Here is a 22400-nt window from a genome sequence, read left to right on the forward strand (position 1 = left end):
CCCTCATGAGTGATTGGTGACGCGAATGCGTCCACTACCATATGTTCGGCTAAACCGCCGGACCGCAAGGCTTTTCATGCCGATTTCAGACAGGAATCGTCGGCTGAGGGGATTTTTTTGTTCACGTCCTGGTCAGAAGGCGCGCCGCGTGGCGATGGCGCGGCGGCCTCACAGGCGCTCGGGCAGCGTATCGGGATTGATGGGCGCCGTGAGGATGATCCTCAGGCCCGGTTGGTTGTCGCTTTCCTCGAAGGTACCGTGCAGGCGCTCCACCAGGGCATGCATCATCCTGGAGCCAAATCCGGTCTTCTTGCCGGATTTACCCTTTCCGCGATCCGCAACGATCAGTCGCAACTGGTCGCGGTGCTGCTCGAGCCGGATGGCCATGGGGCCGGAGCGGCCATCATAGGCATATTTATGGGCGTTGATGACGAGCTCGGTGGCGATGAGGCCGACGTTCACGGCCCGATCGGTGGAAATCAGGATGGGCGCGAGATCGAGGTCGAGCTGCTCCCACCAGTCGGCATCCATGGTGGTGCGCATCTCCGACAGGAGATCTTCCAGATAGCGCGAGAGATCTATGATCTCGACGCTGTCGTCCTGATAGAGCCGGCGGTGGACGAGCGCGACCGCCGTCAGCCGCTTCTGGGCCTCCTGAAGCTGGATCTTCACCGCCTCGTCATTGGAGCTGCGGGCCTGAAGGTGCAGGAAGCCGGAGACCAGCTGCAGGCTGTTCTGCACCCTGTGGTTCACCTCCTTCAGGAGGTAGTCCTTCTGCAGAAGCAGGCTTTCGTTTTCCTTCAGCGTCGTCGTCAGCTCGCGGTTGAGCTCGCGCAGCCGCTGATTGTTGCGGTGCTCCAGCATCAGCCTGACGATCCGGGCGGCGGCCTCGATCTCCGCATGGCTCCAGGCCCGCGCCCGCCCTCGCACGTTCTCGGTCCAGGCCTCGAAGGACGCCCGGGGTGTCAGGATGGCCTCGGGATCTGCGGGACCGTCCTTATGGGGATTGCCGGCCCATTTGATGACTTCAAGATGCTCGGCCCTGAACCACAGCAGGATCGTGGGCACTTCGGTGGACATGGTGACGGCGAGAAGGCCGCTGGCGAGGTTCTGGAAGGGCTCGGCCGCGGGGTAATGCCGCGCCAGGGAACTGGTGGCCAGCGGGTGCATGGCCGCCGGCTTCTTCGCCCATCCCGCCAGGGCGCGCACATCGATCTTGTCGGGGCATTTGCCGAAGAGAAACGTGTCCTTGCCCTGCACGGCGGCAAAGCCATCGGCGTTGAGAAGTTTTGCCAGTTCCGGGCCGCTGCGCTCGAAGAACTCATTCAGCGTTCTGTCGGAGCCGAGGCGGCTGACCACCGCATCCTCCTGGGTGCGCAGCCGGATGCGCTCCTTGTAGCGTTCCGCATCCTCCTTGGAGCGGATCTGCTGCGACAGCACGCTGGCGAGCGTCTGGCAGGCAAGGCGTACGCTGAGCGGCAGTTCGCGTGGCTCGTGGTGATGGCAGGCAATCAGGCCCCAGAGAAGGCCGTCCTTGATGATCGATATGGAGGCGGAGGCCGCCACCTCCATGTTCTTGAGGTACTGGATGTGGATCGGCGAGACGCTGCGCAGGATGGAATCGCTGAGGTCCAGCTTCGACAGGTCGACACCGCCCGAGCGCAGCGGAGCGGGCTGATAGTGCACATCGGGGATGACGCGGACCTTGTTGCGCACGTAAAGCGCGCGGGCCTGCCTGGGAATGTCGGAGGCGGGAAAGTGGTGCCTGAGGAAGCTGGAGGATGAGGCGTCGCGGCTCTCGGCGATGACGACTCCAGCGTCGTCGTCGAGGAACTGATAGATCATGACGCGGCCGTAGCCGGTGAGATCGCGGAAAACCTCGGCTCCCGTCTGGCACAGGTCCTCAAGGTTCGTGGTCCGCTCGAAAAGCCCGCCCGCCACCTCAAGGCTGGCGAAGAAGGGCGAGCTCAGCACCACATCGTCCTCGGCCTGATCAAGCTCCACCACCAGATGTTCGCCGGAACGGAAGCAGATGGCGTTGAGGTCGTTGATCCGCCCATGCACCCGTTTCAGGACATGGACCTCCCCTGGCTTCTGCGGCCTGGGGGTGATCTCCTGCAGGAGAAGCTCCGGAAGCGGGCGGCCGAGCCAGTCCTTTACCAGTTCACCCTCGATATCGCCCGCGCCGCCGACGACCTGCAGCGTCTCCGCGTCAGCCACCAGCATGATGCCGTGCGGTTGAATGGAGCCTGGAATGTGAATGGGCTCCTGGTCGCAGGATGTGATGATGTTCGGATCACCGAAGATATTGCCCCCCAGCACAGCCCCCTCCTGCAGTGCGTCTCCACCGATCGTCATGGAATTCAATGACGTCGAGCCTCCGTGGCAGGCGTGACCCTAGCGGGCATGAACCACCGATAGCAACGGGCAATAAGCGGAACGGGAACAAAAGGTTGCAATTGCCGGTGCGCCCTGCCGGAACGACTGTCGCGAGCCGGCGTTGACCCGCAGTCCCTGCATATAATCCGAAAGGGAGAGGACATGAGCAGTTCGAACACGACGACCGACCACGACGAGATCCGCAAATGGGCGGAAAAGCGCAAGGGCCGGCCGGCGCGGGTGAAGACCAAGGGCGAGGGCGGCATCCTGCGGTTCGACTTCGGTGAACCGGAGGAGAACCTGGAGAAGATCTCCTGGGAGGACTTCTTCCAGATCTTCGACGAGAACGATCTCGCCTTCCTCTATCAGGACGAGACCAAGGATGGCGGCACCAGCCGTTTCAACAAATTCGTCAGCCGGCACTGACCAGACAGCAGAAAAGCGGCGCGAGAGCCGAGGCCCTCGCGCCGCTTTTCGCTTTTTCGATGGTGGTGAATTGGAGAGTCCCATCAACGGTTTGTCGCTCTCGCCTGCCGCGCCGATTCACCTCCTGTTAAGATTCAGATTCATGTCCCGTTAAGGTTTTGAATGAGGCGGGTCAGGACAGCTTCAGTTCGCCCTCGTCGCGGCCATCCCAATAGTGGATCCGGTTGGCGTGCACCTTGATCATGACGACGCCGGGCGTATCGATGCCGTCCTCGAACCAATAGTCGAGATCGGAGGTCCAGTGCTGCTGGAAGGCGGCCTTGTCGCGGATCAGTTCCGCGTGACCCTCCACCGCGATGAAAATCGGCGGCTTGCCGAGCAGGCCCTTCTTGCCCTGAAAGGTGAGGCCGACCCGCGGATCGCGCTCGATGTCGGAAATGGTGGTGGCATCCTCATAGGAGAAGAAGTAGCTGTCCCCCTTGTATTCGACGTCGCCATTGTTGCTCATGGGCCTGGCGCCGAGCTCGCCGCCCGGAGCCTTGGTGGAGAGCATGCAGAAGTCGATGTCGCTCATCTCCTTCGACAGATCGGACAGGGTCATCTCACTCATCGTTTCCTCCGTGTTGTGCTGTCGGAGGTGCAACGCCTCACCGCGACGTTTGCTCCCGATGATCAGGATTTTCGGCATGGGCCGAGTCATTTGAAGGGTTTAGCGGTGGGCGTGAAGCTGAGGTCAAAGGTTAATGGATCTTCATGTTTTGAATCCGGAAAGCGGCGCTAGCCGAGGCTTGGGAGGGCGCAGATCGATTCCGGAAATTCCGCTATGTGCCTGGCCAGGAATTGGAATTAACGCACTCTTAATGTTCTGAATCCGGCAGAACACGCTCAGCAGGGCTCATGATGCGGGCGCTCATCGGTTGCAACCTGCTGCTTTGGTGCCAATATACGAAGCAAGAATGTTGTTATTTTTGAACACCAGAAAGAATATGAAAAATATGCGTGGAAGGAGTTGACGCGGGGGCTGGGGTCGTTATGTGAAACGCGAGCCAGTTTCACTGCCGTATGCGCGGCGCCTGTACGCGAGTTGCCGATGTCAGCCTTTCTCAATGAGACCGTGACCCATGTCCATCGCTGGACGGACAGCCAGTTCAGCTTCCGCACCACGCGCGATCCCGGCTTCCGCTTCGAGAACGGCCAGTTCACCATGATCGGCCTGCCGATCAACGGGAAGCCGCTGCTCAGGGCCTACAGCATCGTCTCCACCAAGTACGACGAGTACCTGGAGTTCCTTTCCATCATCGTGCCCACGGGCGCGCTGACCTCCACCCTGTCGAAGATCGGCGTGGGGGACAGCATCCTGGTCGGCCGCAAGCCCACGGGCACGCTGCTGCTCGATAATCTGAAGCCCGGCAAGAACCTCTATCTCCTCTCCACGGGCACCGGCCTCGCACCATTCCTTTCGGTGGTGCGGGACTTCGAGACCTATGAGCGCTTCGAGAAAGTGATCCTGGTGCATGGCTGCCGCACGGTGGCGGAGCTTGCCTATCACGACTATCTCACGGGTGAGCTGCTGCAGGACGAGGTGGTGGGCGGGATGGTCAAGAACCAGCTCATCTACTATCCGACCGTCACCCGCGAGGAGTTCCGCACCAAGGGCCGCATCACCGATCTCATGACCTCGGGCAAGATCTATCAGGACATCGGCCTGCCCCCGCTGAACGCGGAGACCGACCGCGTGATGATGTGCGGCAGCCCGGACATGCTGCGCGATTGCCGCACGATCCTGGAAGAGGCCGGCCTGAAGGAGGGAAGCCAGCACGAGGAAGGCGAATATGTGCTGGAGAAGGCTTTCGTCGGCTGACCTGGGCTAGCGGACCCGCGCCGGGTTGCCCACGGCCGTGGCGCCTGATGGCACATCGCGGGTGACAACGGCGCCGGCGCCGATGATGACATCGTCGCCGATGGTGATGCCGGGCATGATCAGCGCGCCGCCGCCGATCCAGCAGTTGGCGCCGATGGAGATGGCGCGGCCGAACTCCAGGCCCTCGCGGCGCGGTGCCGGATCGCGCGGATGGTCCGCCGTCAGGATCTGCACGCCGGGGCCGACCTGGGTGCCATCTCCGATCGATATGGGCATGATGTCCAGCAGCACGCAGTTGAAGTTGAGGAAGGCGCCGCAGCCGATGCTGATGTTGAAGCCGTAGTCGCAGAAGAAGGGCGGGCGCACGACCGCACCTTCGCCGACATGGGCGAAGAGCTCCACCAGCATGGCACGGCGCTCATCGTTGGAGGCGGCCAGCATGGTGTTGTAGCGGCTGATCCAGGCATGGGCCCGGGCAGCATCGGCGGCAAGCTCCGCGTCATTGGCGTTGTAGAGTTCGCCCGCCAGCATCTTCTGCTTCTGGGTACGTTCCGTCACGTTTGCTCCGCCCTGTTGCGCTCCGATCAGGCGCAGGTCCGCAACGTCATCGCAAGGCCTTTAGTTCGCCGCGCAACTCGTCCAGCTGGCGTTGAAGGCTGCCGCGTTCTCGCTCCGCCTCCGCTGCCGTGACTGCGGTTGATCGCAACGCCTTCAGATCCTCTTCCAGGCGTTTGAGGCGCGCGTCATTGTCCTGCCTCAGCAGCATCCGGTCGTTTTCATAGGTCGCGCGAAAATCCTGAAACGTGGCAATGGACACGGCATCCGCGCGTAACCCCGCTATGTCGCGGTCGGAGCGTTCCTGCGCCTGCTTGATGGGGAGCCAGGCCATGCCGCCGATGGTGACGAGGATCGCCAGCAGCACCCCCATGGCGGAGAAGATGGTGGGCCATTGGGTGCGGCCGCGCTCGTCCCATTTGGAGGCGAGGCCGGTGATCTGGGCGGAGATGCCCTGCAGCGTCTGCTCTACGCCGTAGACGCGCTGCTCGAGCGCGGCGTAGCGCGGGTCGGCCGAGGCATTGATAAGGCTGGTGCGCCGGGTCATGGTAGTGGTCCTTGTCATGGTTTGCCGCCGTAAATGTTCTGCATGTCGGTCCAGGCGGCGCGGCAGCCCGACAGGCGCATGTTGAGCATGGCGGCGGTGCTGCGCTGTTCGGCGGCGACCACCAGCGCGCTCATGCCTGATCGCACCGGCGGCAGGGGCCCGGGTGCGCAATCGGCCGGTGGATCCGGCAGACGACGCTCAACGCCGCGGGGGCTGGCCGAACTCGCGCAGGCGGCGAGCGTCGGCATCATCAAGCAGGCAAGCAGCATCCGGGCGCCGGGCAAGATCGTCGGCAAGCTCATTGCTTCTCTCCAGGTCGAGGGCGGCCAGGCTTTCCGCCTCGGCCATGCGTTTAAGGGTTTCGGCGCTGAGGCGGCGTGCGGCCTCAAAATCTGCCCGAGCGGCCGCGAGCTCGGCCTTGAGGCTTTCGGCGGCACAGGCGCCACGTTCATGCAAGGAGCCGAAGCCGAAGGCGGCATAGGCAAACAGCAGAAGGGCGCCGAGTGTTGCCACAAGGCGGAAGGGCGCTGCCAGCGTTCGGCCGTAGATGAAAAGCGCCAGCGCCCCGGCAAGCGCCAGGAGCGATGGCAGCAGCGCGAAGCTGGCGAAGAGGGCGGACAGCATCTAGAGCCCCTTCATGCAAAGGTCGTATTCGGCGGCGCGGCGCCGGACGAGGCCCTTCCAGACCACACCGCCGGCCTTGTTAAAGCGCTGAATGGCGGCGCAGGCGCCCTTGAGGTCGCCGGCATTGGCCAGCCGCGCCGCGGTGGATTTGCAGAAAGCGCCGACGCCGATGTTGTAGGTGAGGGAGAGGAAGGCGCCGTGCACCTCGTCGGGCAGCGGCCGGGTCAGGCAGCGCAGCATCCCTCTCTCGTGTGTCTTCAGGCTGTCGATCAGCCTGGCGTCGCATTCGGCCTTTGAGAAGCGCTGGCCGGGGCGAATGCCATGAGTTTCGCCGTAGCAGGCGGTCCAGACGCCGACGACATCGGGATAGGAGGTGAGCCTGAGACCTTCCCAGGCGCCGACGAAGGACACCATGAGCGCGGCAAAGCCCGCGGCGCCCAGCCTGGAGCGCCGCGTTGCAAGGAGTGGCATGAGCTATTCTCCGGAGAGTGAGGATTGAGCGAGCAGCCGGGCGACGAAAGCCCCGGCGGTGACGAGAAAGAAGAGCAGCGGCAGCGCCCAGGGCGGGCTGAGCTCGATGTCGAGAAGCGGGAGGATGACCTCAAGGCCGGACAGCAGCGCCGCAACGACGATCAGCCGAATGCTCCAGGCGCGCCGAAGCACCGCCTGCCAGTTGGGGATGAGAGGCATGGTTGCGAACGATGATATAAGTATATAATTCATATTTAATTCTAGTAATAACTTATAGTATCCTGTGGATTATTATATCACTGAAAACTTCATTGTCTCCAAAATTTGCAGCCATTCCAAATCCGTAGGTATTCCTTGTAATAGAACATCTGTGATGTATCTCAATAAAGCTTTGCTCTTGCAAGGAAAATACACCTCTCGCTTCGGCTGGATTGCTGTCACCTACGATCTGGCTGTCTGACTCGAATCCTGTTGCATCACTATAATGGGGCGTTCCCGTAATTATATAAATCCCAGAGGTTGCATTATATACTTTTAATCTATGGAGGCGCACCCGGAAGGCGGTGCATCTGGCATCTATTTCATATATACCTGGCGGTAGTGCTATCCTATTGTTAGATAGGTGAGCTTCGTCGATCGTGTTTGTGATTACCGTATTCAATTCTCTTATTCTTTCCCCTCCTTGGATGAAGCTCCCACCGTGAGCACCTGCGGATTTTTGATCTTGTATATGCATTATCTGGAGAGATGTTGTCAGGGCGAGGTCAATAGCATCCACACGATTAGCGACTTCGGATACGTCAACAAATCCAGAGTTCGTCACGCCGTCTCCTGCCTTGATGCAGGGAAGTTGTGAAATATTTTTTGGACGGGTTTCCTCCTCACCGATCAAACTGGTCGCAGTGGGCGTCGTTCCGGTGGGGCCGCTGCTGCTGCTGTCACCAGCGCTTGGATATGTTTTTGATCCGGCAAAGCGATCATAGTTGTGCACGTGGGCTTTAAGCGCATCCGCCTGATAAGATCCAAAAACCCGCGCACCTGCGGCGTCATGCCCGCGGACGAAGCGTCCGCCGTCGCTCACAAAATCCGGCAGGCGGGGATTGCCGTTCCCGTCGGTGCCATAGGGTGAGCCGGCGTCCAGATAAAGCTGCCGTAGCTGCGGGTAGACCGGCGTGACGCCGTTGCCGTTGGCGAGGAGGTAGCCGGCGGGTGGAGTCGGGGCCGAGAACCAGATCAATGTGCCCACCGGCACCGATCCCAGCATGGCGGTGTCGACAACACCCTGGGCGGCGGCAGCGGCTTCGGCGGCCGCTTCGGCCGCGGCGGGGGCGGCCTCGATCTCCGGCAGTTTTGAGGCGGCAAGCGTCACCGCCGGCATGGCGCTCGCTATGGCGGCGAGGTCAGGCAAGGCATCGGCGACTGCTGCCACTTCGGTTCCATTGGCCGCAACGGTCGTGATAGCATTCATGTTAGCGGCCGCCGCCGAGACTTCGCTGACGTGGTCGGCAACAATGGAAACTTCGCCGATGCCACCTGCCACCGCATCAACCTCATCGGCCATGGCCGCGATGGTGCGGACGTTGGCCATGAGTTCATCGACCTCGATGATATCGCCGGAAACCGGCACCTTCACAGAGCGATCTAACTCCTCGCGTAGCTGCTGCACGCCCATGGTGAGGGCGTCGAGGCCGCGCTCCACCGTCTCGGCGTAATATTCGCCCTGGTTCTCCAGATCGATGCCCTGCGTCAACGGCATGTTGCGGATGATGGTCAGCGTCTCGCCTTCGCCGACCGGCGCCACGAGGCTCACGGTGCCGCCTGCATCGTCGCCGACGCCCGAGACGGTATAGTCGGTATCAAGCGTTAGCGTCGTCTCCGTGCCGTCGACGGCGCGGCGCACCACGCGCAGATGCGCGGCATCCAGGATGCGGAATTCGTAAGGGAAATCCGTGGCGACGCCGTTGCCGAGATAGGGGCCGGAACGGCGGATGTTGTTGGACACCGTCATGGGTCACTCCAAAAGAAGAAAGCCACCCGAAGGTGGCCGAAAGGGCGGATCGAAGTCGGCTGGATCAGGAGGCGAGCGTCGCCGCATCCATGATGGTGGCCAGCGGCGGTGGCGTGCCCGGCGCAGCCTCGGACAGGACGGATGCCGTGATCGACTCCATGAGGTCCGGTGGAAGGCCGATCAGCGGGAAGCCGGTCAGTGTGGCTGTGCCGCGTGTGCCATGAACGCTGCCGGCCAAGGCCCGCAGGGCGGCGGGCAGAGCCGGTGTGTCGTCGCGCATGGCGGGCAGCGGCAGCGGCAGCGACGCGGTGGCGTTACAGACCTGCGCTAAGGCGGCGAACAGACCCATGTCGGCAGCCCAGGCGAGGGCGTCATCTTCCTGAAGGCTTTCATACCGGGCGCGAACGAAGGAGGCCAGCGCCACCAGGAGGGCCATGACGTCTTCACGCGGCTTCTCATCGGGCAAAACATTCTTTTGAGCGGCAGTGCCAGCTCCTGCGAGCCAGAGCGGCAGGTCTCTCAGGATGTAGCGCGCGCGATCAATCAGAAGGCGCGCCCGCTCCTCGCTATCGGTGAGAGGCTTGCGCCGCTCGGCCATGGCCGCGCCGGCAGCCTCCGCCTCGGCGGCGATGTCTGCGATGCCTCCCACGCCACGGCTGAGGAGGAGGTGCAGGCCGCGCGCCAGAGCGGCGTCCTGTTGGACACGTGCCTCAGCCAATCCGCTCGCCTTCACCAGCGCGGTGCCGAGACCGGCGATCATGCGTGCGGCCGTGCCGCCGCTCGTCAGCACGGGCGCGAGAGCGATTACGAGTTCATTTGCCCGAAGCTCGCTTCCCCTGAGCTGGTCAAGCCAGCGATGCAGCGCCTTAAGATCATCGGTTCGGCCGGTCTCCGCAAAACTGGCCATCACATCTTGATGGCGAAGGATGCGTCGAGCGTTCACCAGCGGCTCTGACAGGGCCAGATCCTGGATCAGGCCCATGAGGTGGTGGTGGAGCGCGGCGAGGTCGAAGAGGGGCGTCTGCGCCATGGCCGCCGCGGCCTGGGCCATGCCATCGCGGGTGTGGGCGCGGGCGAAAGCGCCGCGCTCGATGGCAGAGACAAACGATGGATCACGTCGCTCCGTGACGGCAGAGACAGGTCGCGCCGGCACGAGCGGGAAGAACCCGCCGCTGACGACACCGTAGGGTGTCACCATCGGTTGCGGTTCCACCGGCGCCGGCGCATGGCCGGTGACGCGCTGCTCCCGCGTTTCGATCGTCGGCCAGAAGCCATCGAACAAGTGCCAGATGCCTTGGACGAAGGCCCAGTCGCGAGGCTCCAGCCGCGCCGCGATGGCCTGGATCTCCGGCTGGGCGGGGCCGCCGCCGCTGGGGTTCGAGAGTCGCGAGAGGCTTTCGCTGTGTCCCAGCGCCAAGGCGTAGGCGATCATCTGCCATTTGGTCATGCTGCGGCCGGTCTCCGGCACCAGCACGGCGATGCTCATGCTCTGTTGTTCCTCCGGCGAATAGAGCGCGTAGAGGCGGTTCAGCTTTTCGGCCGCTTCTCCAAGCATGCGGTCGCGTGCGGCGAGGCCGCGCTCGATGGGCGCCAGGATGTGGCGCTGCGCCGGGCCGTTCTCGGCGCCATCGATCTCGGCAAGGATCGCTGCTGCGGGTGAGTAGGGGTCGCGATGATCGCGCGACGCACCGCTGCCGGGCTGCGCGGCGAGGGCGGCGAGGAGCTCGTCCACCGCCTCCTCCAGATCACGGCTTTCCTCCGCGTCCACCAGCATCTGCGGCTGCGCACCCAGATGGATCACGTTGCCGATGGCACGGATCAGCTCGCGCACATGGGCCACCGGAAGATCGGTATAGGCCCGCTCTTCCCGATCCTGCCGCACGATATCGGAGAAGAGGGCGCGGTTGCTGCGTCCCTGCGCCTCCAGCTGCGCGGCCCAGGCGTTCAGCACCGCGGGCCGCCCGCGCCCTTCGCTGCCCTCAGTCAGCAGCGCGTGGCGCGTGACCAGTTCCTCCAGCACGGTTGCGGCCTCTTCATCAAGCGCGGCTGGCCCATCCTGCAGCGCCGCCGCAGCGCGCCGTTTCACCTCATCCAGCTCGCGAGCGAGGCCGGCGCTTTCGGCGATCAGCAGATGGTTGATGAGGCGGCGCCAGAGGGCATCGGCCAAGGCTTTCTCGTCTGGTGCCTCTTCCGCCAGCAGCTTCTCGGCGTCATCACGTGCGGATCGCGCGGCCGCGAGAAAGCGGGCATGGTCGAGCGCATCATCAAGCTTCAGCTCGGCGAGCTGCGCCGTGGCGGCGCCGTGGGCGCCGGCTAGCAAAAGCGGCGCGGCGGCGATGTCCTCGCCCGTCAGCACCGCCATCTCAGCGGCCAGCAGCAGGGCGCGCGCCGGATTGTGGAAGGCCGCGATAGCCGCCTCGCGCATCCTTCCCTCGACGAGCACGTCGCCATGGCGCCGTGCCAGTTCCTGCTCCGTCATGGCGGAGACGAGCTGCCCGAAGGTGGCGCCTGGACAAGGTCGACCAACATGGCATCGCCCGAGCCATAGCCGAACCAGCCGGCGATGAGATCGGGATCGAGCCCGTCTGCCGCGCTGATGCCGCGGGGCAGACGGCGCAGGATGTCTTTGCCGTAGCGCTCGACTAGCACGCCGCGCGACAGCTTCACGCCGGGCAGCACCCGCGCTTCGCCATCATCACCCAGCCAGCGCCCCTGCCGCAGCGTCTCACGGAGGCGGAAAACCGGGAGAGCACGGATGCGGCCCGCCATCTGCCGGCGCACCTCCGCCTTCTCGGCACGGAAGCCCGCATCATCGCGTTCGCGGCGCAGCGGCGCCATGACCTCGCGCAGCATGGCGGCCCCGGCCGCGGCGCGTGCTTCGGCAAGGAGCGTTTCGAGCCCCCCGTCAGCTTCCGCATCGATCTCGTCTGCCACCAGCAGTTCGTCTGTTTGGGCAACACGAGCGGCATCAAGTTCCGCTTCCGCCGCTGCCATGCGATCGAAGAAGACTGCGATCGCATGTGAAGCATTCCGTGATCTCAGGTATCTCGTCAGCAGCATGCGCCGGAAATGTTCGAATGCGGCCAGCAACTCCGGCTCAGGCACCTCACCGCTGTGCAGGTAATCCTCGAATGCTTTTGTCCAACGGTTTGTCGAGTCGATGCCGGCTTCAAGCCAGGTTTCGGCCTTCCTGGAAGAGCGGGATAGAGGATGATGTTCCCGCTGTATCGCTGTTTCCGCGGCCAGAACGGATTTGAACCTTGGGTAAGTGGCGGCGATCATTTTCCTCAGACCGATGATCGCGAAGAGGTCGTCGGCCGGATCGGCGGCACTGGGCTGAGATCCTGAATCCTCATTCTGCGGCTGATTGGACTTCCGCGCGCCATGTTCTCTCCATTCCTGCAGGTCCACACCAAAAAGCGTTGGAGCTGTCGGCGAGCCAGCTGCGGTATGCGGGTCCGAGGATGTATCGGCCATGAGGAAACCTGTCGGGCAAAGAAAAAGGCCCACGCCTAACGGCGGGGCCTGTCGTGAAGATCTGGCGTCAGTGCATCAGCGCCGTCGCCTATGGCGCGGCTGATGTGGAGGCAGCCTCACCATGGTGAGGCTGCAATAGTTACTTGGTCAGCTGGCTCAGGAAGGCTTCCGTCTCATCGTTCCGCGGATAACGCTCCGACAGAGCATCGACGCTGGCGAGTTGCAGGCGGTGGTTGGTCACGCGGAAGGCTACGTCTCGCTCGAACCGCCCGTTCAGGCGGGAAATGGTGAAGCGGCCGGTCATGGTGCCGCCCTCGATGGAATGCGTGAGAGACTGCGCCTTGCCGTCGTCGCCTGCCGCCTCCTGCGCCAGTTGGTTTGCCGTGGTGGCGTCCGCACGGTAGCCTTCATCGCTCGTGCAGCTCAGGTCGAACGAGTGGCGCCCCTCTTGCGCCCATGTGCTCACGCTTTTGCCGGTTTCCTTGGCCGGACCCGGCGAGATCGGGAAGATCATCGGAACGAGGCAGTTGTCGTGACGGAAGGTCAGGATCTCCGCGCTTGGCTCTGTCGGGCTTGCAAGACCCAGGTAATCCGCCGCACGGTATCGGCCCTCGTCATTTTGATCGTAGAGCACCGAGAGCGCGATCAGGCCGTCATTCACGTGATAGACCCGCGCTTCGAAGCGGAACTTCACGTCGGAAGTTGGTACATAACCCTGGATGTGCAAATCCGCTTTGTCGCCTTTTCCAAGCGACGTGATCGCGGCGTCGTGAACCTCGTATTCCTTGATCAGCTTCTCCGCGAACAACGGCACCCCAGCGCGGCCCCGGGATGGCGGGACCGTCGTGCATAGGAGGGCAAGAAGACCAGTGCGACGTTGCACATGGGCGACGAGGGCCACGCCGTTGCGCTCTATTTCCGGCTTTGAGGGAAAGGCCACAGTGCCAGCGCACAGAGGATCGGACAGTACCCAAGGCCTGGCCTTCTCCCGAAAGGCCTCGGCACGTCCGGTGCTGTCGAGGTCCTCGGTGAAGGTCGTAAGGATCAGGGCCGATCCCTCGTCCACGATCATGCGATATATCACCTGCAGCCGGGGGTTCTCGGCGCCCCGTCCTCCACCGAAGAATTCCAGTCGCCCCGCGCGCGCCTCGTCCACTCTGCCGTAAGCACTTTTTGGCGCGATATCCGCCGCTACATGCGCGGCGAGCCTTTGGGCGCTGGCTTCGTCGGGTTTGATCGCAGCATCACGCAGGCAAGTGGCGCGCATGATGAGCGAGCCGTCGCGCACCTCCGCTTGCACGGCATCAATGCCGCTGATCTTGACCGCTCTAACCTGCGGCGCGGCATCGAAGCCTGTCGGCTGCAGGCAGGCCTCGTGCTGAAATATCGCGGCGGGCCGCAACAGAGGCGATTGCGCCCGGCCGGTCGTGGCGCAGCATATATTGGCAATGAAGGCGGCAAGGGCGGTGAAGAGCGCGCAACTTCTGTTCATGATGGCACCCGCTCAGTCGAACTGGTGGAGGAAATTTTGCAGGACGGGAGTGAGGGGCTTGCCTAGCTGGGTGACCACAGAAAGGCTGATGATCCCACCGTCGCCGACTATTGTCGTAATGTGGGGCGTGAAAGTCTGTTGCTGAAGCCCCGCCATATCTGATCCCCTTTTGTTCCCCTTCAGAATCACTAGCGCCGACGGCGAAGGCTGGCAATGAAATTCTGCCTAAATTCGAAGTTCCTGCCGCCTATGATGAATGGTTGCGGGCGCTTTGCCGACCAAACATTCCGGCGATGCCGCGAGCAAAACCGGTAAGAAGATAGCCGATAGGGACGAGCACGACGGCTGAGGTCGAGATGGCGGACAGCAGCATCACAAGGGTTGCTACGAGCCGCAGCTCACCGGTCGCCTCGTCGAAGAACTCGTCGCGCATGACGTCGTCGCCGGCCAGCAGAATGATGAAGCAGGTGCCAAGAACCACCGCGACGCCGAGTGCCACCAGTTCGGCATGCCACAGATGGGGCTGACGCTTTGCGCGCCAATGCCAGGCCGGCTTCAGCCGGCCGGCGGCTGCCACGGTGGCGCGTATGAGAATATGGAAGACGAGTACCAGAAGGCCCAGGGCCGGAAGGGCTGCAAGGGAGAACTCTGCCATCTCGAGCCGCCACCAGCCAATATCGCTGAGCCGGCCGGCGGCCACTGTCTGGCTCAGGTAGAGCGCTCGCCAGGCATAGAAGCCAAGAGTGACGAGGAGGGCAGCGCTCCAGGCCCATAGGCGCGGGTTGTAGGTTCGGTTGGTTGAAGCGATCACCGCCCTGCCTTTTCAGTCGCTTCCGGCAAGACGCCGGGCCCCTTCGAAAATCCTGCGCGAACGAGGTTGAACAGCAGCGCGAGACCAACCGACAACGTTGGAAACAGCAGGAGCCAGAGGTTTACCACCTCGTCTGTCATCCTCCCTTCGCTGTCACGGAATTCGGTATTTCCTTCGGCGGCGACAGCGAACATGAAGAGGGTTGTGCAGATGAGCGAAATGAGGAGCCCCAGGGCTTCTGGTCTCCAGTCATCATTCGTCGCGATCCTGGCGTACCATGATGAGCGTCGGCCTTTGATGAAGAGAGCCGCCAGCCGGATCACGACATAGCTTACGGGCATGGCGACAGAAGCGATGAGCAGCGTGCTAAACAGGCATGTGAAGAAGGCGCCGAGAAACGAAGAAAAGGGAGCAGGCGTTCCCTCAATGAAGGTTCGAATCATGAAGTATAGAGTTGCGATACCGGAAATCAGGAGTCCGACAAACCAACCCAACATTTTTCCACTTGAGATCCAGTTGTGATTGGAGGTCATAAATCTTCATCCGTTATCTTGGATTTTAGTTTTCGCCAAATTTGCCAGGGTCGACTATGGTAGACATCCCTAACTTGGCGGCCATATACACTCACGGTGTCCAACCCCAGCCCATTATAGAGGGTGGCAACTTTTTCGATAGAGGGGTCTTCCATTCGCTCCATGATGCGAGCTAGCAACTTCACGCTGGCCTCAACGTTCGCGTCTAAATCATGCCTGAGATCGCGGCCGGGGAGGATATCCTGCCAAAGCTCAGGATTTATATTGCTGGGCAATGATGTAGAAGGAGGATTCGTTAACCCGGCCCAATTTGTTATCTTCTTGCCAATTTCATAGTATCCTTGTGAATTTTCGATGTAGAAGACTGATCTTATAAGTTCCTCGTCGACCGAATATTTTTCAGCGTATTTTTTTATGTATTGGTCCGCTTGAAGGATTGCTTGCACACCAAGTGGATCAATCCGGAACACTTGACGATGGATAGGAGGCCTTTCGTCGCCATCTTCTCCGCTCGAAACGACCAACGGATAAGGTTTGTCTTCGAGAATCGCCCTACGCCGGGAAGCTTCTATCCGGCGGCCTTCTTCTCTGGCGATGTATGCCGCATTGGCGTGCCGCAGCCGCGTTTTGGATTCATCATGATCTGGTGGAGAAAATGAACGTAGCGATGCAGCAATATCTAAGGCCTCTTCTGAGAGACGAGACCCAAACTTTTTATTTTCTGCTACGAGTTGGGCATACAGCGCGGTGAAAGCTTCATCCGTCATGGACGGAACGGACGAAACCATATTTGGGGTTAAAGAGAAATCTGTCGGGCTGTCGCGGCACTCGGCTTCATCGCCGCCATCACCACGGGCCCGATCTCCCGCAGCGCCAGCTGGCGCAACTCGCGCGGGTCCGTTGCTTCGCCGCGCGCCTGGCGCTGCTGAATGAGCTCCAGAAAGCGCCCGTTGAGCCGAGCGATCTCGCCGGAACGCGTACGCCCCGCTTCCACGGAGGCCGCATGCTCCGGCATCAAACCCATGCGGCCAAGCTGCTCTTCCGCCGTTTCCGCCATGACGGACCAGCCCGCCAGAAGATCGCGCGCCTCGGGATCATTGGCGATCACCGCCTGCTGCAGGCGCTCCAGCCGCTCGCGGTCGCGGCGGCTGAGATGGGCGAAATGGTCGGGCAGGCTAAGGCCGGAGAAGGCATCGGGCCTGCGGGCGGCGAGGCCGATGAGGCTGGAGAGAAGGAAGGCATCGCTTTCCGCCTCGCGGCGTCCTGCACGGGTGCCGCTGCCGCCAAAGGGGATGCGGCTCGCGGCCCCGCTGCCCTCAAGGGCCAATGCATCGGCCACCTGCCGCGGCGTTGCGCCCTCGTCCAGCCGGCGGAAGCCGTCGCGGGCGGCGGCTTCCTCGCGTTCCTGCGCATTGCGTGTTTCCGCCTCGATGCTCTGCAGCACCAGATCACGCGCGCGGTCGCGCAAGGCAGGGTCATCGATGTCGGCGAGGCGCGCCTCGATCTCGGCGGTGGAGGGAAGAGTGGCGCGCTGCGACAGCCCGGAGCCGCGCGCCACAAGGCGCGTTCCAAACTCGACGGGGCGCAGCGCGCCGGGCCCCGCGGCATCCGGCCATTCACGGCCGGGCGCGGGGAACGAAAGGTTGTATCGGGAAGCGGTAGCGATCACATAGTCACGCACCGGCTGAGGCGCAAGGTCCAGCGGACGGCCGTCCCAGGACAGATCCACGGTTGCCGGCGAGCCGCCGCTGCCGCTGTTGATCGCGAAGATGCCCAAACCGGCCCCTATCTCTTCAGGCACATCCTCGATGAAGGCGGCGATATTGCCGGTGAAGCTGTCGTCCAGCCTTGCCACCAGGTCGCGCCGCCCCGGCCGCGCCACGAGTTGGCGCACAAAATCCTGCGGTGGGCTGGCTGCCGGTGATGGCGTGCCGTCTGCGGGCATGGGCTGACCCTGCAGCATGCTGCGGCGCTGGCTCATGATCTCGCGGCTGCTGGCTTCGGCACGGGCGTTCAGCACCGGGCCGGCAAGCTGCGCCGCCACATGCTCGCGGTCTTCCGGCGTCAGGTGATCGGACAGCGCCTCCACCTGCTGCTGGGCTGCCAGCGGATCGGTCCTGGCCTGAGCCATGACGGCTTGGGTGTTGAGCTGGCTGACGCGCGCCGCCGTCTCCTGCGCGATGTCCGCCTCGCTCCGCCCATTGAGGCGGCCGTTCTCCATGATCTCGCGGCTGATCATTCCGGCAAGGCGCGGCAGAGCGCCCGGGCTGGCGAAAGCCGATGCGCCCTCGGCAACAAGGCTCAAGACCTTGCTGGCGCTGGTTTCGTTGACGAAAGTCTTGATCTGCCGGATCTCGTGCGGGATCAGCTCCTGCAGCGAGTTGGCCATGGTGTCGAGCGCCTGCGGCTCGAAGAACGGCCGGGCTGCGGAACTGAGGTTCTTGGCGATGCGGTCCCGATCCGCCGTGATCTTCTTTTCGTAGGCCGCGCGGCTGCCGATCGCCTTCTCGCCCCTCTGCTTCAGGAGGCCGGTTTCGTTGTCGTACATCGCCTCCTGGTTCGACTGACGGAGCTGGATCATGGCCCGGTCAGCTTCGGCCTTTGCGACGATCCCATCATGCAGGGCCTTGCCGAAGTCCTTCATGCCGCCGGCAAGGGCCGTCATGCCGCGGCCGATCCCGGCGCCCATCTGGTCGGGCGTGGCGGATACGGAAAAGCCCTGCTGGTGGATCGGGCGCAGCTTCTCGCTGCGTTCATAGACGGGAACACGGGGCATCGGCGGACTCTTTCGTGATGGGAGAGGTGCGGCAGCGGGCTTATCGGGCTTTGAAGTAGCCGGCCTTGCGGCCCTCGGTGTAGACACCGCCAAAGCCGCTCAGCAGCGTGCCGGCGGCGCCGAACATGCCTGACGTGCGGGCGGATTTGGCTTCCATCTCATAGAGATTGGCCTGCGCGGTCTGGTTCATGCCGGCAATTCGGGCGTCATAGGCTTCACGCTCGGCATTGGTGCGGATGGTCAGTGCGTCCAGCTCGCCCTGGATCGTGGTGTCCACCAGCATGTCGAGCGCCGAGCCATAGCCGGTGTCCACATTGCCGGCCGCTGCCATGACAAGCTGCTGGCCGCGCAGGGCCGCGGTGTGAAGCCGCTTCTGCTGTTCTTCGTCCATGCCCCGCACGATGGCGTCCTGCGCCCGGCGCTCGGCAAGGATCGCGTTGTTACGGGCGATCTGCGCATTGTATTGCGCCGCCGCCGCGGTCGCCCGCGCCTGCTGGATCTGCCCGGCGCCGCCGATCACAGCGGAGGCGCCCATCAGCGCCAGTCCGAAATCGCACATGGTCAACTCTCAGTTCAAAGGGAGAGAAAAGCGCGCCATCGGCCCCATAGGGCTCCGGCGGAAAAAGCGTGAAGCCGAGCCAGCGCAGCCAGCGCTTCGACACGCTGTTGCGGTCGTCCACCAGGTTGCGCAGCACGGGGTAGGTTTGGAGCATGCGGGCAAGCTCGGCCTGCGCCTCGCGCAGGAAGTGCATCTGGTGCCGCACCACCGCATCGGTGCCCAGCAGCCAGGGCACGCCGTGGCCGGTGGCAAGGCAGAGTGCGCCGACGCCGAACATCATCTCCGGCCGCCCGTCGAGCGTGACCGTGGAGGCATGGGTGGCGTGCTCCAGCGACAGCGCGAGCGCCTCATGCGGCGAGCGCCGGCCGGCGGCCCAGACTTCTGCCACGTCGGCGGCGCGCATGCGCGGGGCGATGATGGCGATGTGAGCCTCATCCGCCGGGATGATCTGGATGCGGTGTGTCATGGTGGCTCGGTGGGTGTGACTTATCCTTCGAGACGGCCCTTCGGGCCTCCTCAGGATGAGGCCGAGGGTGCGGCTCACCCTTGAAAATGAGCATCCAAGACCGCCGGCCTCACCCTGAGGAGCCCTCGCAGAGGGCGTCTCGAAGGGTCCAGCCACACCCTCCACACCCATCACCCGCCCAGCGTCACATCGCTCATCACGCCCAGGATCGTCATGGGCAAGGGGTCGGACTGGCGGATGAAGATCGAGCCCGCCGTGTTCCAGTCGGGCTCCAGCGTCACGCTCATGTCACCGGTGAAGAGCTGGATGGCCTCGCCCCAGGTCTCGCCGGCGCGCTGCTTGTATTCCACGAGGCGGGAGGCGTCCGGCCCCACCCAGAGCCCGCGCGTGCGCTCCACCCTCAGCGTCACCGAAGAGACCGATTTCAGCCGCCCCTGCACCGAGCCAAGCCCCTGCACATTGCCGAGGTCGAGGTTCAGCGTCTCAACGTCGCTTTCATAGGGCAGCCCGATGTGCACGCGTGTCGCGGGGTTTGCCAGCGTCACCATGCCGTCGGTCACGGTCAGCCCGCGCGCCACATGGCCATCGGCCAGCGCCACCACCTCCTTTCCTTCCAGATGGTCGAGCCCGGAGAAGATGGCGGTGGCCTCGCCTGCATAGGAGAGCCCGCTGTCGACGAAGAAGCAGTCCTCGGCACGGGTGAAAAGACGCGTGCTCAACCGCTCGATGTAGCGCTTCTCCTCGCCCATCACCTCGCGGCGCACCACCACATAGACGGCATCCTCCGCGCCTTCGGCGATCACGGCCACATCCTCGAAGGCACCGTCGGTGTCGTGCCGCGTCCAGGCCCAGACCTCCTGCTCGCGCAGATAGGTGAGGCTGATGAGGGAGCCGTCATCAAGCACCACCCAGACCAGCGCCAGCGGCGATTGCGCATAGGCCTGCGCCACCACGCGCCGTCCCTCGAAGAGGTGAGCGGAGAAGATGCCGAGATCGACGCCGATGTAGCCGTCCTGCGCGAACTCATAGGCAAAGTCGCGCAGGCCGCCGCGGTCGACGGCAAAGAGCACCACATTGCCGATGACTAGCGGTGGCACGGTGGAGGAGGTCCAGTAGCTGCGTGGCCGCGCCCGGATGTTGCCGGGGGTCAGCGGCTCGTCGTTGCCGCCGGAGACCTCCCATTCCGCGCCTGACGTGAACAGCATCAGATTGCGCACCGGCACCATGGCGCGGATCTCGTTCACCTGCTTTGCCCGCACGCGGAAGGTGATGGCATCGGAGGCCTTGGCGGGAGAGGAAACGCCGAAGTTCTCGTAGTTGGCGCTCTGCGACAGCCAGACCGCCTGCGGGTCGTTGCGGGTGCCGGCAAAGGCGAGGCGCTGTTCGTAGAAGGTGGCGCAGCGCGGATAATTGCCTTCGCCCTCAAAAGGGTTGCGGGTGGACTGGGTGGTGTCGGAAAGATCGGGCGTGATGTTCTCGTCCTCGAACTGCAGCCCGTCGGTGGAGCCCACATAGCCGAAGACGCCGGCATCATAGCGATAGACCACATAGCGCGCCGCGCCCGTCACCGCCGGCCATTGCACCCGGTTCTTATAGCCCGCCACCAACAGGTTGTTGGTGACCGTCGCCTCGGCAGAGGGCAGGCTTTCCTCGCCTGTGGCTTCGGACACGGCCGAGACCTTGTAGCGATAGGTGACGCTGCCGCTGCCAGCGGCGCGCGCGGCGGTGACGCCGGTCGGCGCGGTCATGATGGGGGTGAAGGTCGGCTGGGTGATCGTCCAGGCGGCATGGCCGGTGCGCGACAGCTTCTGCGGGGCGTGGTTGACCTGCGTAAGGTAGGCCACATCCGCCTCCTGCACATAGCTCACCTCGGCAAGTTCATCCTCGGCATAGGGCGAGGCGATCTCATAGATGGCGCGAATCTCGCCACCGCCTTCCCATGCCGGCAGCGTGCTGCCATCCACCTCCTGGCCGAAGCGGTCCTGCAGCGTGAAGCTGTCGGTCGCGGCATCGGCCACGATGAAGCTGCGGCCGTTCAGCGCCTCCATGCCCTGAAGGCCCGACAGTGCGATTTCATCGCCATCGGTCAGCCCGTGGCTCGGTGCCGTGACCATCACGGGGTCGTCCTGGCTCACGCCGGTGATTGCGATCACGGTGTCAGCTGCCACCTGCGCGCCATCCATCACGACGCGCATATATTCATGGCCGAGTTCGAGGATGTAGGTCTGCTCGGTGTTGAACTGGAAGGGGATGATGCGCACGCGGCGGGCGCTGTCCCTCACCTCGGCAACGAACTGGAGCCCCGCCCGGTTGGTGACGCCGCCGAACTTCTCGACCACGACGTTGCGCGCGGTCTTGAGGCCGGTGGGATATTTCGCCGTGTCCGTGCGGGCCCAGAGCGCGGGCGCCAGCTCGCCGCCGGAAAAGGAGGGCTGGATGGTGCGAAGATCGGCCATTCACATGCTCCGCGCGGTCAGGGCTTCGGCTTCAAGATCAAGGAAGCCCGTATCCTCATTGGCGTCATGGGCCATGGCGGTCGCGGCGCTGCTGGCGGCCATGGTGAGCGCGTTCTGCACGGCCTTGGCCTCGCGCGTCAGCGGCATGGCGAGCCGTGCCGCCAGCGCCCAGGAAAGGGCGTCCACGAACAGCGGCGGGAAGAGTGAGGCATCGTCGGTGCGCGCCACGTAATCCAGCGTGGCCTTGGGCGTGTTGCAGAAGATCACGCGGCCGCGCAGCTGATGCGGGGCGGAAAAATCTTCCGGCAGCGGGTCCACATCGGGCACCAGGCGGATGATCCGCAGGCAATCGGCCGGCCGCTGATAGGCAAAGGCCCAGCGCTGCGCCCAGGCGTTGGGCTTGGGCGCGAGGCTTTCCACCCGGCGGGCGAAGGCCCAGGGGTAGGAGGCGAGCAGCGCATCGCGCGCCACGGGGTAGTGCAACGCGCACTGCCGCGCCTCGGCGCTGTCTTCGGCAAGCGCATTGATGCGCCCCTTGCCCAGATGCGACAGGGCAAGGTTCGAGATCGAGACGTCGGACGCCATGGCGTGTCTCCGGGTGAGGGGATTTTGTCGAAGAGAGGGGCGTGGCTTTGGGAAGGCTTTCGGAGCCTGCGGCCCATCCTTCGAGACGATCGCTGAAGCGATCCCTCAGGATGAGGGTGTCTTGTTTGGCTTCTGCTGAAGGAGGCGCCAGAACCTTCAGCCTCATGCTGAGGTGACGCCGCAGGCGTCAGTCTCGAAGCATGAAGCCAAGACCTCCGTCATGCTCGCCCTTGTGGCGAGCATCCACGAATGCTTTCTGTTCCGTGGCTTAACCTGCTAAGGCGTGGATGCCAGGCACAAGTGTTTGGTCTTGAGACATAGCTGACAGATGTTCGGAGACATCCCTGACACTTTTGATGCGGATTGCATCGGGA

At 63.5% G+C, this 22400-nt stretch carries 21 protein-coding genes; 2 read left to right on the forward strand and 19 right to left on the reverse strand.

Going from position 1 to position 22400, the window contains the following annotated elements:
* Positions 1-168: 168 nt before the first annotated feature.
* Entirely contained in the window at positions 169-2358 is a 2190-nt protein-coding gene (locus IEV58_RS17130) for a histidine kinase dimerization/phosphoacceptor domain -containing protein (RefSeq protein WP_188411043.1), read from the reverse strand.
* Between the two features lie 183 nt (positions 2359-2541).
* On the opposite strand from IEV58_RS17130, the gene IEV58_RS17135 reads away from it, so the two are divergent.
* Positions 2542-2805 (forward strand): hypothetical protein, encoded by a 264-nt coding sequence (locus IEV58_RS17135; protein WP_188411044.1) that lies wholly within the window; start codon positions 2542-2544, stop codon positions 2803-2805.
* A 172-nt stretch (positions 2806-2977) separates the two neighbouring features.
* Here the strand turns inward: IEV58_RS17135 and IEV58_RS17140 are convergent, their stop codons facing one another.
* Positions 2978-3415 carry a pyridoxamine 5'-phosphate oxidase family protein gene (locus IEV58_RS17140; RefSeq protein WP_188411045.1) on the reverse strand — a complete coding sequence of 146 codons (438 nt, stop codon included), beginning with the start codon at positions 3413-3415 and terminating at the stop codon, positions 2978-2980.
* A 480-nt stretch (positions 3416-3895) separates the two neighbouring features.
* Between IEV58_RS17140 and IEV58_RS17145 the strand changes: the two genes are divergently transcribed.
* Positions 3896-4666 (forward strand): ferredoxin--NADP reductase, encoded by a 771-nt coding sequence (locus IEV58_RS17145; protein ID WP_188411046.1) that lies wholly within the window; start codon positions 3896-3898, stop codon positions 4664-4666.
* Positions 4667-4672: 6 nt separating this feature from the next.
* Here IEV58_RS17145 and IEV58_RS17150 read toward each other — a convergent pair whose 3' ends face one another.
* The 17 genes from IEV58_RS17150 to IEV58_RS17230 form a co-directional block, all read right to left on the reverse strand.
* Positions 4673-5224: a maltose acetyltransferase domain-containing protein gene (locus tag IEV58_RS17150; protein WP_308791264.1), complete on the reverse strand. Its 552-nt coding sequence runs from the start codon at positions 5222-5224 to the stop codon at positions 4673-4675.
* A gap of 46 nt (positions 5225-5270) precedes the next feature.
* The gene (locus IEV58_RS17155; protein ID WP_229729563.1) at positions 5271-5768 is read right to left on the reverse strand and encodes a BREX-1 system adenine-specific DNA-methyltransferase PglX; all 498 of its coding nucleotides are present in this window, start codon (positions 5766-5768) and stop codon (positions 5271-5273) included.
* Positions 5769-5966: 198 nt separating this feature from the next.
* Entirely contained in the window at positions 5967-6392 is a 426-nt protein-coding gene (locus tag IEV58_RS17160) for a hypothetical protein (RefSeq protein WP_188411048.1), read from the reverse strand.
* A complete protein-coding gene (locus tag IEV58_RS17165) occupies positions 6393-6863 on the reverse strand; it encodes a lysozyme (RefSeq protein WP_188411049.1) in 471 nt (156 codons plus the stop codon). It lies immediately after the preceding gene.
* A gap of 3 nt (positions 6864-6866) precedes the next feature.
* Positions 6867-7115 carry a DUF7940 domain-containing protein gene (locus IEV58_RS17170; RefSeq protein WP_229729564.1) on the reverse strand — a complete coding sequence of 83 codons (249 nt, stop codon included), beginning with the start codon at positions 7113-7115 and terminating at the stop codon, positions 6867-6869.
* Between the two features lie 19 nt (positions 7116-7134).
* Positions 7135-8871, reverse strand: coding sequence for a tail fiber protein (locus IEV58_RS17175; protein WP_188411051.1), 1737 nt, complete (start codon positions 8869-8871; stop codon positions 7135-7137).
* Positions 8872-8935: 64 nt separating this feature from the next.
* Positions 8936-11350 carry a hypothetical protein gene (locus IEV58_RS17180; RefSeq protein ID WP_188411052.1) on the reverse strand — a complete coding sequence of 805 codons (2415 nt, stop codon included), beginning with the start codon at positions 11348-11350 and terminating at the stop codon, positions 8936-8938.
* Positions 11347-12348 carry a hypothetical protein gene (locus IEV58_RS17185; protein WP_188411053.1) on the reverse strand — a complete coding sequence of 334 codons (1002 nt, stop codon included), beginning with the start codon at positions 12346-12348 and terminating at the stop codon, positions 11347-11349. Before IEV58_RS17185 ends, IEV58_RS17180 begins: the two co-directional genes overlap by 4 nt.
* A 139-nt stretch (positions 12349-12487) precedes the next feature.
* The gene (locus IEV58_RS17190; protein WP_188411054.1) at positions 12488-13840 is read right to left on the reverse strand and encodes a hypothetical protein; all 1353 of its coding nucleotides are present in this window, start codon (positions 13838-13840) and stop codon (positions 12488-12490) included.
* A 247-nt stretch (positions 13841-14087) separates the two neighbouring features.
* On the reverse strand, positions 14088-14651 hold the full coding sequence (locus tag IEV58_RS17195; protein ID WP_188411055.1) for a hypothetical protein: 564 nt from the start codon (positions 14649-14651) through the stop codon (positions 14088-14090).
* Positions 14648-15184, reverse strand: coding sequence for a hypothetical protein (locus IEV58_RS17200; RefSeq protein WP_188411056.1), 537 nt, complete (start codon positions 15182-15184; stop codon positions 14648-14650). The genes IEV58_RS17195 and IEV58_RS17200 overlap by 4 nt, the downstream gene beginning before the upstream one ends.
* Positions 15181-15951: a lysozyme family protein gene (locus tag IEV58_RS17205; protein ID WP_188411057.1), complete on the reverse strand. Its 771-nt coding sequence runs from the start codon at positions 15949-15951 to the stop codon at positions 15181-15183. Before IEV58_RS17205 ends, IEV58_RS17200 begins: the two co-directional genes overlap by 4 nt.
* Before the next feature lie 29 nt (positions 15952-15980).
* Positions 15981-17960 (reverse strand): hypothetical protein, encoded by a 1980-nt coding sequence (locus IEV58_RS17210; RefSeq protein WP_188411058.1) that lies wholly within the window; start codon positions 17958-17960, stop codon positions 15981-15983.
* 40 nt (positions 17961-18000) lie between these two features.
* Complete coding sequence (locus IEV58_RS17215) at positions 18001-18495, reverse strand: virion core protein, T7 gp14 family (protein ID WP_229729565.1); 495 nt, start codon at positions 18493-18495, stop codon at positions 18001-18003.
* Positions 18401-18985: a hypothetical protein gene (locus tag IEV58_RS17220; RefSeq protein ID WP_188411060.1), complete on the reverse strand. Its 585-nt coding sequence runs from the start codon at positions 18983-18985 to the stop codon at positions 18401-18403. The genes IEV58_RS17215 and IEV58_RS17220 overlap by 95 nt, the downstream gene beginning before the upstream one ends.
* A 170-nt stretch (positions 18986-19155) precedes the next feature.
* Entirely contained in the window at positions 19156-21441 is a 2286-nt protein-coding gene (locus tag IEV58_RS17225) for a phage nozzle protein (RefSeq protein WP_188411061.1), read from the reverse strand.
* On the reverse strand, positions 21442-22026 hold the full coding sequence (locus IEV58_RS17230; protein ID WP_188411062.1) for a phage connector family protein: 585 nt from the start codon (positions 22024-22026) through the stop codon (positions 21442-21444).
* Positions 22027-22400 lie beyond the last annotated feature (374 nt).

It is taken from the genome of Agaricicola taiwanensis, from assembly GCF_014635245.1.
Lineage (GTDB): Bacteria > Pseudomonadota > Alphaproteobacteria > Rhizobiales > Methylopilaceae > Agaricicola > Agaricicola taiwanensis.

Bases quoted from the DNA above. Each gene is read 5' to 3' on its own strand.
- IEV58_RS17215 (WP_229729565.1), bottom strand. From the start codon at position 18,495: ATGGGCGCCTCCGCTGTGATCGGCGGCGCCGGGCAGATCCAGCAGGCG.
- IEV58_RS17160 (WP_188411048.1), bottom strand. From the start codon at position 6,392: ATGCTGTCCGCCCTCTTCGCCAGCTTCGCGCTGCTGCCATCGCTCCTG.
- IEV58_RS17205 (WP_188411057.1), bottom strand. From the start codon at position 15,951: ATGACGGATGAAGCTTTCACCGCGCTGTATGCCCAACTCGTAGCAGAA.
- IEV58_RS17230 (WP_188411062.1), bottom strand. From the start codon at position 22,026: ATGGCGTCCGACGTCTCGATCTCGAACCTTGCCCTGTCGCATCTGGGC.
- IEV58_RS17135 (WP_188411044.1), top strand. From the start codon at position 2,542: ATGAGCAGTTCGAACACGACGACCGACCACGACGAGATCCGCAAATGG.
- IEV58_RS17210 (WP_188411058.1), bottom strand. From the start codon at position 17,960: ATGCCCCGTGTTCCCGTCTATGAACGCAGCGAGAAGCTGCGCCCGATC.
- IEV58_RS17185 (WP_188411053.1), bottom strand. From the start codon at position 12,348: ATGGCCGATACATCCTCGGACCCGCATACCGCAGCTGGCTCGCCGACA.
- IEV58_RS17175 (WP_188411051.1), bottom strand. From the start codon at position 8,871: ATGACGGTGTCCAACAACATCCGCCGTTCCGGCCCCTATCTCGGCAAC.
- IEV58_RS17200 (WP_188411056.1), bottom strand. From the start codon at position 15,184: ATGACCTCCAATCACAACTGGATCTCAAGTGGAAAAATGTTGGGTTGG.
- IEV58_RS17170 (WP_229729564.1), bottom strand. From the start codon at position 7,115: ATGAATTATATACTTATATCATCGTTCGCAACCATGCCTCTCATCCCC.
- IEV58_RS17145 (WP_188411046.1), top strand. From the start codon at position 3,896: ATGTCAGCCTTTCTCAATGAGACCGTGACCCATGTCCATCGCTGGACG.
- IEV58_RS17220 (WP_188411060.1), bottom strand. From the start codon at position 18,985: ATGACACACCGCATCCAGATCATCCCGGCGGATGAGGCTCACATCGCC.
- IEV58_RS17130 (WP_188411043.1), bottom strand. From the start codon at position 2,358: ATGACGATCGGTGGAGACGCACTGCAGGAGGGGGCTGTGCTGGGGGGC.
- IEV58_RS17180 (WP_188411052.1), bottom strand. From the start codon at position 11,350: ATGACGGAGCAGGAACTGGCACGGCGCCATGGCGACGTGCTCGTCGAG.
- IEV58_RS17140 (WP_188411045.1), bottom strand. From the start codon at position 3,415: ATGAGTGAGATGACCCTGTCCGATCTGTCGAAGGAGATGAGCGACATC.
- IEV58_RS17190 (WP_188411054.1), bottom strand. From the start codon at position 13,840: ATGAACAGAAGTTGCGCGCTCTTCACCGCCCTTGCCGCCTTCATTGCC.
- IEV58_RS17155 (WP_229729563.1), bottom strand. From the start codon at position 5,768: ATGACCCGGCGCACCAGCCTTATCAATGCCTCGGCCGACCCGCGCTAC.
- IEV58_RS17225 (WP_188411061.1), bottom strand. From the start codon at position 21,441: ATGGCCGATCTTCGCACCATCCAGCCCTCCTTTTCCGGCGGCGAGCTG.
- IEV58_RS17165 (WP_188411049.1), bottom strand. From the start codon at position 6,863: ATGCCACTCCTTGCAACGCGGCGCTCCAGGCTGGGCGCCGCGGGCTTT.